Genomic DNA, 12586 nt, shown 5'->3' with positions numbered 1-12586 from the left:
GTAGGTGACAAGAGTTTATAACTTCGTACTACCCCGGAGGTTGCCCAGTAGTACTGAGATTTTCTGGACAACCATCCCGGAATGCGTTTTGTTGAAAGCTCGAAGGTACCCGGTGATAGGCCGCCGAAAGCTGACCGCAGTAATCAGCTTTCGGCGGTTCCCAACAGCGAAGACTGATATCGGGCCTCTGGATTTATGTCACATGCCACAGGCTGAGGCCCGCAGTCCGGACCTTAGAGCGTAAAGCTATATAGAGGTGCGGCTACCTAGGATGGTATCCATGATTGCCGGGATCACCGTTGTCGCCGAGAACCGTTGCTCGGCCCACAGCGCTGATGCCTCGCCCTGTTCGCGCCAGACGTCTGCGGACACCGTGTTGTTCAGAATGTACGCTGACAGTTCTTCCACACTCGGATGGAGCCACGTTGCCGGATAGATCTGATCAGCCCCTGGCCAGGCGAGGCTGGCGGGGACAGCACCGCTGGCTGCACCGTCAGCCAGCGTCAGGTGGAACGATTCGAACTCACTGAGGGAGAGGACAACGCCGATTCCTCGGTACCATTCAGGCATGTCGTCGCCGTGCCCGTCGAAGTGGACCGCGTTGCGGAGGACAGGATCGTTCTCGATCCGCTGATACTGTTCGTCGTAGTAGGCCATTTCATCCGGCCGGGCACTCATCCAGGGATATTCCTCCGGGCGCTTGCCTTTTATGCGCAGCTGGTACCGCTCATCCTGCGTCCGAAGCCGAGCCAGCAAGTCGAGTGCCCGCCCAAGTCCCTTCTGCGCCGGCACGATGCCAACCAGTCCCAGCGTGAATCTCGCGTCGTCCGGTTTCTCGGCGCTGAGGGCTTCTACGTTAACTGGGTTAGGAATGATCATGGATTTATCGGCCGGAATTCCATGATCACGGATAGCTATATCCTGAATATGCCTGCCAACGAAGATCACCTTGTCGATGCGGCTCGGGTTGAGCTTTAGGGTGTAAGTGGTAAACAGTTCCTGGGAATGAAAACGCGTCACCAGACGCTGATGCGGGAACAGGTTATTCGAATACCAAACGGCATTCCCCAGCGTCCACTCGCAGAAGACGATATCTGCCTTGGCCAGCAGCTCTCTGCTGTGCTCCTCATCATGCTGGTTGTGCCCCTGCCACTGATCTACGCTGACAGCGTGTCCGTCTGCAGTCAGTGCATCGATAACCGCCCCGGCAAACTTGAGGTCATGCCCGGCGATAAGGATGTTCTTCCTGTTCCGCTGAGCCGTCGCGGGGGTTGCGAGCACTCGATGACCCGCGTCGATTGGTGCTCGGCTCAGCAGGAGGGGGCTCCTGGCAGCGTCGCCGCCGCGCCGTGACACCAGCTTGGGAGCGCCTTCTGGTGCAGCAGCGTAGGTAACCAGCCCTCCACCGGGTTTCGGACTGGCCGCATCATACAGGCCAATCTCGGCCCATTCCCCGTATGTCGTTGCTGTCAGGAGGTCTTCGTACGTTGTCCGGTCCAGTCCCGACTGGGGCATCTCTCCTATCCAGTCGATGCCAAGCCGGTCAAGGGCCGCCGGTGTTGCTTCTTCCTCGTTGAGGAAAGCCAACCCTGATGTCTCCATTTCGGGGGCTACCGGTGAAATGATCAGCGACGGTGAAACGGTCTGCGAGGTCAAGGCGGCCAGGAGTCCGGGGGTAGGTTTCCCGATTCTCACGGCGTAGCGCGCTGGTGCAGGCGCCTCGACGACAAGTCCCGCACAGCGCAGCATGTAAGCGAGTCGATGTGCAGCAGTATGTCCTCGGTGAATCAATCTATAGGCCAACCAGGCGTCCTTCAGCCTGGCTGTCTCATCGTTCATCCAGCGGTCCAGGAGAACGCCCGCTTCCTCCCCTGTTGAGACGGTCTGCACCAAGCCAGCCATAGCCCGAGAAACACCCTCCCCCTTGCCGCTAAGCACGACCGCACCCGAGGCCGATATCTCAGCGACACGGCGGGAAAACATGGTGGGTGACTCATCCACGGAATTAACGTTGATGTGGACCGGATGCGCCTTGTAGGCCTTCACCATTTCAAGGTAGGGAAGGCCACCCCGAACAAACCGCTTCAAGCTGTCCGGGAACTTGTAGGGACTGTCAGGGTTAAGATGCTGCCGGTCGTAAATAGTCAGCCCATATGGCTCGGCGGCCGTCAGGATTCGTGCCAGTTCCGCCGACCGCGCTGGGTAACGGTCTCCATAGAACGAACCGGCGTAGGCAACCGCGTGCTCATACGGGTAATCCGTAGGCAACGGGTTATGCAGTTTCGGCTGTGCGTAGAAGGGTAAAGACGCCACGGTCCGGGAACGCCGGCCGGCTGAGACGGCGTAACTCGGGATGCAGTCCGAATCAGTCGTGAAGACGTGGTCGAAAATCTCCGCTGTGCGCCGGAACCGGTTGAAGTGGACCGGATCCTCTTTGTTCCAGAAAATCGTCGGTATCGAACGCTGATTGCAGAAGTCCACCAGATCGCGGAGATGAGTAAATTTGTCCTCATCGTAGTAGCCGACTTTCTGCCGCCATTCCCCGTTCACTCCCTCCCAAGCTGATTCCACCAGCAGAACATCTATTGGCGTCTCCTCAACCTGCTGACGCCACGAGCCAGGCAGCAGTTCCGTCAGCCGCGCCTCCGGGCGGAGGCCCTCAGTCGTGAATGCATCCGCAATAATGCCAACAGACATCTGCCGCAGCGTTCGCTGCCCGGGCAAGGCCAGCTGGGCATTCGCAATCGCCGGCTTAAGGACCTCGCTGACACCTGCGCTGATGGAACGCCACTGGCGCGACCGGATAGTCCAAAGCCTGGCCCGTCGGCCCATTGCTTGACGGAGCTCCGCGTCTTCCAGGAGGACGCGCAGGGCCTTGGCCAGGGACGCCGGGTTTGAAGGTTCCGCCAGCAGTGCACGCTCTTGCCCAGCACCCGCAAATTCACGAAGAGGAGCAAGGTCCGTCAGGACCACCGCCTTACCTGCGGCCATGGCTTCCAGCGGTTTCAAGGGAGAAACAAGTTCTGTGACGGGGAGGCTCACCCGCGGACACGGCATCACATCAAAGACGCTCAGGTAGTCCGGTACCTCGGTCGCCTTTATCCGCCCTGGGAAAATGACCCGGTCGCCTAGCCCCAGCTCGGCCGACTCCGCTCTCAAGCGCAGCAGGTCAGCACCGTCACCGACTATGACAGCACGGAAATCGACGTCCTGTTCCTTGAGGATAGCGGCAGCCTTCAGGAGGTCTGATATCCCCTCGTAGTGGACCAGGCTTCCTGCGTATCCGATGACAGGAACACCATCAGGAAGGTCAAGATTCCGCCGTATCCGCTCAGCGGGCGGCATCGGTGTAAACCGATTGGTGTCCACACCGTTGGGCAGGAGATGGATTCTCTCCCGCTCCACGCCTCGCCTGACCAATTCTTCGCGCACCTGCTCGGTGATGGCGAAAACAACGTCGGCGTTGACCGCCACCAGAGTTTCAAGACGCTGGGCAAGCTGAAAACGTTCAGATTCCTCCCACGAGGGCTTCTCGGACGCCTCGGTAATCTCCCACAGTCCCCTTACCTCGTAGGAGAAGGGGATGCCAAGACGGCGGGCCGCCGCCAGGGCCGGGAGAGCAGTCACATGGTTTGAGGCAGAGTGGACGGCGGCTACCCGTGCTTGCTGTGCTTCCCGGACATAAATATCCGTGGCTTCGAGCCAGTAAAGGTCCAGGGGCTGCACAGTCCACGACGGGCCGGGATTGAAAACGTGGTCAACGCCCAGAATATCTGCGGTAAATCGGTGCAGAGCCGGCTTCGGCTGATCCACCGAAACATCCCACGGATATCCGGGCCGCGCGGCAACTGTCACGTCCATGCCCCCGCTCATCAATCCATGCACAAGCTCCGCAGTCCGGGTCGAATACCCATTGCTGTTATAGCGACCGGTGCTGTGCGCGCAGTACATCACGCGTCCCTCTTCGGCAAGGTAACCGGGGTTAGGCTGGCGGGGCGAAATATCAGGGTCGCGAAGCCACAACCGCTCCTGGCCCAGAACCGTGTCGACCGTGCGCCGGCCCGGAGCATCCAGTGACTCCAAAACCGATTGGTGCTCGCGGATAAGATCTGCAGGGCCCACAATGTCGCCCAGCACATAATAGGCATGGGTAACAGCACGCATCACGTTTGCGGCGTTCGGTTCCGCGTTGACCTGCCGCAGCAGCTCCTCCTGGCGCAGACGCAGAGCGGACCGCCCGTTTGCAACGGTGGCTACGGCACTCTTGATTGGTGGTGCGGCTGCGGAAGGCGATTCGTCGATCTGAGCGGTCGCAGCGGATCCACGCACATTTTTCGCTACGACAGCAGCGCGACGCATGCCCCTAACAGGCATAAGCATGGCTTTACCCACCCGGACACTGGCGGACTTACGTATTTTGGTCAGTGTTGTCCTCAGCCGGCGGACCTCTTCCCTCGCTGCCTGAAGATCGGCCCGCAGCTGCACGGATTCAGCCTGAAGCTTGCTGAACTCAGCTTGGAGCATTCGGAGTGCCTCGGCATCCGCCGCGCCCCTCTCAACCGCCCGTTCATGTACTTCAAGGAGGCTGTCCAGGTCAGCGGGATACTGTTTCCTGCGCGCCGCTGCCGTGGCTGAGAATGACTGCTGCTCATCTGCGTACTTCATGTTGTCCTAGGCTGGTGGTTTTTGGCTTTTCCGAGCGCCTAGCGCCAGATTCCGCGGGTGTCGACCACGTGCTTACCCTCGAGGAGTCCCCTGTCCAAGTCCTTGAACTCCGTGTGGTCAACGAGAAGGAGCACTATGTCTGCGTCTTCGATTGCGTTCCCGGTTGCTGCGGCCAGGGAAACGTTCTGCAGCCCGCGAAGAGCCACCGGAAGCTGGTCCAAGTGCGGCTCGGCGACGGTCACGAGGACATCCGGCAGCCGCTCACTCAGGGCGGCAACAATTCCGATGGCGGGAGACTCCCGCATGTCGTCGATATCTGCTTTGAACGCCAGGCCAAGGGCGGCAACCTTGGCGCCGGGACGCTCCGAGACGAGGTCCTGGACCTGCTGGATCACCCACGCCGGCTTGGCGTCGTTGGTTTCACGGGCCTGGCGGATGAGGTTTGCTTCGTCCGGCGCCGCGGAGACAATGAACCAGGGGTCCACCGCGATGCAGTGGCCGCCTACACCGGGGCCCGGCTGCAGGATGTTAACGCGCGGATGGTGATTAGCCAGTTCAATCAGTTCCCAGACATCGATGTCCAGCTTGGAGCTGATCACCGAGAGTTCGTTTGCAAACGCGATGTTAACGTCGCGGTAGGAGTTTTCCACGAGTTTGGCCATTTCGGCGGTCTTGGCATCCGTGACATGCATCGATCCTTCGCAGAAGACGCTGTACAGATCGCGGGCCATTTCAGCGGCTGCAGCGGTCAGTCCGCCGACGATTCGATCGTTCGTCACCAGTTCGACCATGACCCGTCCCGGCAGGACACGTTCGGGACAGTGGGCAACGTGGAGCAGCGGTTTGCCTGAGTCAGGGTCTAGGGAAAGGTCCGGCCGGAGACTGATGAGGTAGTCACCGAGGTGCTGCGTCGCGCCGGGGGGCGACGTGGACTCCAGGATCACGAGCTCGTCGCCGTTCAGCTGCGGAGCGATGCTCCGGGCTGCCGCCTCGATGTACGAAAGGTCTGCGCTCCGGTCCGCGTTGAACGGCGTAGGGACAGCAACGATGTACGCGTCTGCTGCAGGTGTGTCCGTGGTGGCTTTGAGGGTGCCGCCAGTAACGGCTTTAGCTACTGCCTCCCCGAGATCGGGCTCGACGAAGGGCACCTCTCCCCGGTTGATGGCCGCCACTGAGGACTCCTTGACGTCCACACCAATGACGCTAAGGCCGTTACCGGCAAGGACGGCGGCAGTTGGGAGGCCGATGTAGCCGAGGCCGATGACCGCTACGCTGTTAAATTCCTTCATATTTCCCCTAAATTATTACGTGTTCTTCGGGATTGCCGAAGAACTGAATGTCGCCCGACGTCAGAAGTTCTGCGTCGGAAACCGGCCAAGCATGGTTTACGCTTCCACGAAATTGGAAGTAGTTGTATTTGTCGGAAGAGTAGACGGTCCCTCCTGCTGCGATGATGTCACTGAGGAAAGCGCTGTCCTCCCCGCGGGGCAGCGGCCGGAAGGGTGTCTCCAGGAAACTCTGTCGAGGGGCCGTGATGGTTGGTCCCATGACCATGTTGGTAAACCGGTGTTCCCGTTCCGCAAACCGTAGCAATGTCGCCCTGCGCTGCGCCAGATACATGAAATGCGCCTGCTTTCCCACGACGTCTGCCCGTGAGTACTTCAGCGCATTCACCATATCCAGCAAATAGTGCGGCCCGTAAAAATCATCGTCATCCATTTTGGAGAGGACGTCCCCCTGGGACGCCGCTGCGCACAGGTTCAGGCACTCCCCCAGCGGTACGTCCGCCGGCTGCTCGAGCAAAACCAGATTGGAGACGCCGTGGATTTCCTTCCATCCGGCGATGCTCGCCCGGGAGGCACTGAAACCGTGCGTGAGCAAGACCAGTTCAACATCGGGTCCAACGAAGCGTCCTGCGGTCCGGAAAACGTGTTCCAGCTGATGAGGCCGGTTCGACGAGACCAGAAGGGAGACAGACGGAAGGCTGGTGCCCTGGTGTGTCGTGTCCGGCAGCGCCGACCGAAGGATCGTCTCTGCGCGGTGGGCGTAGGTATGTTCCGCCCAGATCCGCCGCTGAGCCAGGTGAAGCTGCCGCGCCGAAAGCTCCGGATTCCGAACCAACGCCGTAAGGGTGTGGGCCGCTTCCTCACGGTCTTTGACAATGAACTGTTCGTCCTTGTCCCACAGCTCAGCCAAAGCTGCACTGGGGGTGCTGACAACAGTGGTGCCAGCGGCTGTGATTTCGAAGATCCGGCGGGCACACATGCTTGGTGAATCCACGACGGAATTGACGTTGAGGAAAACTTTGAAAGCCTTATAGGCCGTCAGCATCCGGTCATAGGTCAGACTACCTACTACCCGTGCATCATATGGAGCCGGAAACCGGTAATTGGGGTCCGTGTCTCCGTGGCGGGCGAAGATTTCAAGACCGGTGGGCATTTTTGCACCCGCGTCCTGTGCCGCGCCCAGAAGTATCTCCATCTGTTCGCGGCGTTCGGGGTACTTATGTGCGAAATACATACCCGCGAATGCGATGTCCCGCTGATGCCATCCGTGACGCGGACGCACCGGATTATGGATGACGGGTTGCGCGGCGAATTGAAGGACGGCAACCCGATCGTGGCCGAGGTCTTCCCGGTACGAGGGGAGCCGATTGGCGTCACTGGTGAAGACGTGGTCGAAGAGCCTGGCTGTCTCCAGGAAATCCTCATAATGCGGAGGGTCTTCCTTATTCCAGAAAACTGTTGGGATTCCCATGTCCCGGCAGGCCGCGACCAAGGCACGAAGTTCGGTTGAGGGCCCGTTGGTGCCAGTCAACTGGTGCTTCCATTCACCCTTGTTCCCGGACCAGGCCGACTCAACGAAAAGAAGATCCGGCCGCTCATCGGCGAGTTGCTCAGCCCAGTTTTTCCGGGAGAGAACAATTTGCTTCCATTCGTAGCCGAATGCCAGGAGCGAAAAGTCGTCCAGGATCACTGCTGCGGTTATGACGTTCGCTGCTTCAGGCGCCTCTACAACCATGGGATTAAAGGACAGCTGGCGCCGTCCGGTCTGGAATCCCAGTGCTCCACTAGCGGATCCACGGTAGATCCCGCGTTCCGCCCGATCCCGGCGTGTTTTGGTCTGCAGCCCCCGCCATCCCGACTTGCGCAGGTGCCAGAGCGAGCGGCGAAGCTCGGTCAGAGACGTGCTCATGGGCTCACTGACTTCCTGCGGCCCGGTTGCACAGGTTCAATGGCCACTGTTTCGAGCATGTTCTGCATACGCCTTCTAATTTTCGCCGCAGCAAACCTGTCACCGTTGGCAAGTTCCTTGGTGTATTTGCGGTACCAGGCAAGTCCGGTTTCGGTGTCCCCGTCGAACAGGAGGTCCCCCTTGTCGATCCAGACAACACGGGTACACAGATCCTGGATCGTTTTCATGCTGTGGCTCACCAGGAACACACAGCCCGCCTGCTGCCTGAGCTCATCCATCCGTTGTTTAGTTCGACCACGGAACTCGTCATCGCCTGTATTAAGCGCTTCGTCGATAATGAGGATTTCAGGATCGATCGCCGCTGCGATTGCGAACCGTAGACGGGAAGACATGCCCGCCGAGTAGGACCTCATGGGTAGGTTTATCGAGCTGCCCAGGCCGGCAAGATCCATAATGGCGTCATACCTGTCCGCGATCTCCGCCCTGTTCAGGCCCATGGCAAGACACCCCAAGACCACGTTGTGCGCCCCCGACAGGTCCGGGACAAGTGCCGCCGAGACGCCGAGCATGATGGGGGTCGATGAAGCGTACACAGCGCCTGACGTCGGCTGCATTTTGCCGCAGATCAGGTTCATGAGGGTGCTTTTCCCTGATCCATTGAGCCCGATCACACCGATTGCTTCGCCGTGATAGGCCACGAGGGAGAGTTCCTTCAGTGCGTGGATCTCGACGGTTGATTCATTTCCGGTGATCTTCCTCAGGACACGCCCGACTATGTTCCCTGAGGAAGCACGTTTCTCATCCGAGGATATTCGGTAGGTCATGGCTGCCTTGTCGATAACCACCGCGGGTAGCGGGTGATCGAGCAGTGCATCAGTCATCACGGCCATAGCTCTCCTCCCCCTTCCAGAAGAAAATCATGCCGAGGATGCACGCACCAAAGGCCCAGGCAGCCAAACCGGCCCAGCTCTGCCAACCTGGAGTTTGTGCGTAGAGAACGCTGCTGCGAACTATGTCCAGGATCAGATACATGGGGTTGATTTCCACGATGAACTTGATAACCGGAACGCTGCTGTAACGGTCGATCGAGAACATCACGCAGGAGGCGAACATCCAGAATCTCATCGCAAATGAGACAACGTGCACGACGTCGTTCACCTTGGCTACCAGGGGCGCCAGCATGAGGCCAGCGCCAAGATTGAACACGACTTGCAGTGCGATTGCAGGGAAAATCAGCAGCCACCGCCATGTGATCTCCTCGGTGGGTGCAATGACGAGAATCATCAGCAACATCATGATGACCACGGGGATATTGGCGATCAGTTCCCGGATGTTGACGGCCAACGCAAGCGTAGCCCGAGGAAAATTGAAGGCCTGGATGACGTTACGGTTCGTTGGGATAACACGTGCACCACCGACGATTGCCCGTGAACTCATTTGAAATAGGAACACCCCGATAATGAGGTATCCGATGAAGTTCTCGATTCCCCGGCTGGCGCCAAGAAGTAGTCCGAAAATCGCAAAATACCCCAGCCCGTTCAGCAACGGATCAAGCAGGAGCCATGCGCTTCCCAATCGGTCCCGCTTGTTCCCGCTCTGGACCCGCGCACGTGCGTCATAGACCATGAAGTGGCGGTAGTTCCACAGGGATATCAAGTAGTCGATGAGCCCAGGCTTGGCGCCGACGCGGTTCAGTGCCCGCAGATCGACCCTTATGGGTACGTCCCGTGAACCCATAAGTGGTGGGGTTTCCTGAGTCATGTAGCCGATTCCATTTCCATATACGTTTGTGCTGTCGCATCGGCGAGGGATGCCCATGTCCGGGTCATCACCGTGTATCGCCGCCCCTCGCGGCCCATATCCACCCGCCGTGCATCGTCCTGCAGCAGGACGCCCAGACTCTGTGCGAGATCGGCTGGGTCCTCGGGTTGTGCCGACAGACCATCCAACCCGTCCCGGACAACCTCATGAAGGGCCGGAAGCGCGCTGAACACCACGGGGCGTCTGGAAGCAAGAGCTTCCACGGGCTTCAACGGTGTCACCATCCGGGTCACTGGGAAGTCCTTGCGCGGCACGACAAAGATGTCGAGCGCCTGATGGTAGAGGTGAGCCTGCTCTCTGGGTACGCGGCCGGTAAAGATTGTCCTGTCGGAAAGACCAAGGTCTGCGGACAAGCGTTTCAGGCCGGGTCCGGCGACCCCGTCCCCGACAATGAGGCATCGCAGGTCAGGATACCGGGGGGCCAACAGGGCGAAGGCGCGGAGCAAATCGTCCAGCCCCTCATAATCCACAAGGCTGCTGACCGTTCCGATAAAGACGCCCTCCGCGGGCAGTCCCAACTGTTCCCGAGCAGCAGCTGGAGTGGCGGGTTCTTGGAGGAAACCCTCACCGACGGCGTTCGGCAGCAGCAGTGTCCGTTCAACGGCCACACCGGCTTCGACAATGCCTGCGCGCATAGCCTCACCAAGAGTTGCCACAGTCCCGGCCGAGCCCATGACGTCGGCTTCCCGCGCGCCGAACTTCCGGTAACGTTCGCTCAGCTTCGCCTCGTCACCCCGGGTTGAGGCCCAGGTATCTGCCAGCTGGCCCCGTACCTCGTAGATCCAGGGAATCCCCAGCGATTCGGCGACTGCTCGAACCACCAGACCGTTAACGAAGTGCGTCGTTGTGTGGAGCACGGCCGGCCGCACTTCAAGCGCCAGCTGGAGCAGCTCCTCCGTTTGCAGCTGCAACCGTGCTGCCATGCCCTGCGGGAGCAGAGTCGGCAGGAGCCGGTGGTACGTAACGCCGTCGATCACGTCTGTGTCTGCTGCCCCGAGCCGCCCGATTTGAACCGGATAGCCAATTCGCGTCGCCGCATGGACGTTCCATCCCGAATCGGCCTGCGCTTTGAGCAGGGAATGGGACCGCTGGGCGTAGCCGCTGCCGGTAAAGGGCAGGGAATTCGTCAACAGATGCAGGACTGACTGAGCGCATGGAACATACTCCTGGACCGGCGGCAGGCTCGGTGTCCAGCCGTCGAATACGCTCAGTTCGCTGGCAAGCCGGGTCCGCTGGCGCCGCTCGGCCGCCGTGGTCCGCCCGCGGCCCAGTACCTCGACTGCACCCGTCATATCCCCCTGGTACCAGCGCAGGCGCGCCTGTGCGCCCGCCCAGCCGCGGGTCGTCTCCGGTGCTGCAGCGAGCAGTTTGTCCGCTATCCCAGGCAACGCGGCAGCAGTAGCGACGTCCGCCAGACGAACTCTGGCACGCACTCCCATGGGGCTGTCCGCAGTTCGGGCCAGACGGTCCTTGACATCATCGTTGCGCCCCTGGACAAGCGCTCCCAGGGCCGGCAACAGCTGGCCAGGTGCGCGGGAGGCCGCAACAGCCAGTGGACGGACCAGCGACGCTGGCAGCCTGCGGGATACCTGGAGTGCCAGGACGGCGGGGTCATCACCAAGGTGCTCAAGGACCGTCGCGGCCGCCAGGCACCCGTTCCTGGCAAGGTTTCGTATGTTCATGACCGGGTGGGCCCCGCTGCCACAGTCCTCAGGAGTTCGGCATAGGCCCGCCCCAGCGTCTCGACGTTCGCGTTGCTCTCCACCCAATCACGGCCGGACGTGCCGGTCAGCAACCGGCTCCGGTCCGATGCCAGCTCTTTCCAGAGCTGGGCAATGGCCTGCGGGTTGGACGGGACGACGTCGCCGGCCTCCGATTCTTCAACTATCTGTTTCGCTTCTCCGAGGACGATTCCGGTAACGTGCCGGCCAACGGCCAGGACTTCGTAGGTTTTGGAGGGAATGGTCGTCTCGAACGACTTCCAGTCGTCCCGAAGGGAGACCACACAGGTATCTGCACGCCGGTAATAGGACATCACCTCGGCTGTGCCCTGGGCCGGTTCGTGGAACTCAACCGGCGCCTCGAGCGACTCGGCCAGGGCTATCAGCTGGCGGCGTTGGACGCCGTGCCCCACCATGGTCAGCCGGACAGAGTTCCCGGCAAGGCTTGCTGCCTGGATGACGGTTTCCAGCCGCTGGCTCTCGCCGTGGTTTCCCAGATAGAGCACTTCCAGGCGTTCGGCGTGTGCCGGCGGCGGCGGAAGGAGCTCACGTGCAGCAGTTTCAATGCCGTTGCTGATGGTCGCAACGTTCCGCATGCCCCGGTCCCTGAGCGTCTGGGCAAAACCATGCGTCACCGTTACTACAAGCTCAGCACGTTCCTGGAGTGCAACAATGACCCGTTCCGCAATGCTCTTGGCGCTGCCCTGCACGATCCGTGCGTCACGGGCGATGTCCGGCCAGGCGTCGCGCATATCCGCGACGAAGGGAACACCCCGCAGCTTGGCGACCATGTATCCGGCCCCCAGGATGGGCAGTGAGGGGACGGTGGCGACGACGACGTCGGGCTTGCGCCCCATCAGGCCGGCGAGAACGCTTCCTGCCGCGGAAAAACACTGATCCGCGAATCTGCCAAGTCGTGTGGTGGGATGCCAGAGGTAGGGCGCCCTGCGGATTCGCTCGCCGTGCTGTCCGGTATCGCAGCGGAAAGCCTTCCCTGCGACGCTGCGGGGCATGGTCCGCCGGCCGGCTGGTGCGTGCGCTACAGGGGCGATCACGTCGATATCCCAGCCGATCTCCCGGAAAGTCCGGATCAGCTGGGTCCAGCGGCGCTGCGGCGGGCTGTGCTCAGGAGAGTACGAGTGCGTCAGTAAAAGAACCCGCACATCCCCTCCATTCCTGTATCG

7 protein-coding genes are annotated in these 12586 nt (G+C 60.6%); all 7 read right to left on the bottom strand.

Annotated features, from left to right (window positions below; all coding sequences use genetic code 11):
- Window positions 1-246 precede the first annotated feature (246 nt).
- The 7 genes from TVB01_RS05230 to TVB01_RS05200 are packed head-to-tail and all read right to left on the bottom strand — an operon-like array spanning window position 247 to window position 12565.
- Window positions 247-4665 carry a glycosyltransferase gene (locus tag TVB01_RS05230; protein ID WP_422454657.1) on the bottom strand — a complete coding sequence of 1473 codons (4419 nt, stop codon included), beginning with the start codon at window positions 4663-4665 and terminating at the stop codon, window positions 247-249.
- A 38-nt stretch (window positions 4666-4703) separates the two neighbouring features.
- On the bottom strand, window positions 4704-5954 hold the full coding sequence (gene wecC / locus TVB01_RS05225) for a UDP-N-acetyl-D-mannosamine dehydrogenase (protein ID WP_422454655.1): 1251 nt from the start codon (window positions 5952-5954) through the stop codon (window positions 4704-4706).
- A 7-nt stretch (window positions 5955-5961) separates the two neighbouring features.
- Window positions 5962-7860, bottom strand: a complete 1899-nt coding sequence (locus TVB01_RS05220) for a glycosyltransferase family protein (RefSeq protein WP_422454653.1) — start codon at window positions 7858-7860, stop codon at window positions 5962-5964.
- Window positions 7857-8741, bottom strand: a complete 885-nt coding sequence (locus TVB01_RS05215) for an ABC transporter ATP-binding protein (protein ID WP_422454651.1) — start codon at window positions 8739-8741, stop codon at window positions 7857-7859. Before TVB01_RS05215 ends, TVB01_RS05220 begins: the two co-directional genes overlap by 4 nt.
- Window positions 8734-9621, bottom strand: a complete 888-nt coding sequence (locus TVB01_RS05210) for an ABC transporter permease (protein WP_422454649.1) — start codon at window positions 9619-9621, stop codon at window positions 8734-8736. The genes TVB01_RS05215 and TVB01_RS05210 overlap by 8 nt, the downstream gene beginning before the upstream one ends.
- A complete protein-coding gene (locus TVB01_RS05205; protein WP_422454647.1) occupies window positions 9618-11363 on the bottom strand; it encodes a glycosyltransferase family 4 protein in 1746 nt (581 codons plus the stop codon). Before TVB01_RS05205 ends, TVB01_RS05210 begins: the two co-directional genes overlap by 4 nt.
- Entirely contained in the window at window positions 11360-12565 is a 1206-nt protein-coding gene (locus TVB01_RS05200; protein WP_422454645.1) for a glycosyltransferase family 4 protein, read from the bottom strand. Before TVB01_RS05200 ends, TVB01_RS05205 begins: the two co-directional genes overlap by 4 nt.
- Window positions 12566-12586: the final 21 nt, after the last annotated feature.

It is taken from the genome of Arthrobacter sp. 7Tela_A1 (assembly GCF_049311065.1).
GTDB lineage: Bacteria > Actinomycetota > Actinomycetes > Actinomycetales > Micrococcaceae > Arthrobacter_B.
This window is presented reverse-complemented; position numbering and strand designations above follow the sequence as displayed.

What these genes read in the sequence shown, in the direction of transcription:
- TVB01_RS05230 (WP_422454657.1), bottom strand. Translation starts at nt 4,665, where the DNA reads ATGAAGTACGCAGATGAGCAGCAGTCATTCTCAGCCACGGCAGCGGCG.
- wecC (WP_422454655.1), bottom strand. Translation starts at nt 5,954, where the DNA reads ATGAAGGAATTTAACAGCGTAGCGGTCATCGGCCTCGGCTACATCGGC.
- TVB01_RS05220 (WP_422454653.1), bottom strand. Translation starts at nt 7,860, where the DNA reads ATGAGCACGTCTCTGACCGAGCTTCGCCGCTCGCTCTGGCACCTGCGC.
- TVB01_RS05215 (WP_422454651.1), bottom strand. Translation starts at nt 8,741, where the DNA reads ATGACTGATGCACTGCTCGATCACCCGCTACCCGCGGTGGTTATCGAC.
- TVB01_RS05210 (WP_422454649.1), bottom strand. Translation starts at nt 9,621, where the DNA reads ATGACTCAGGAAACCCCACCACTTATGGGTTCACGGGACGTACCCATA.
- TVB01_RS05205 (WP_422454647.1), bottom strand. Translation starts at nt 11,363, where the DNA reads ATGAACATACGAAACCTTGCCAGGAACGGGTGCCTGGCGGCCGCGACG.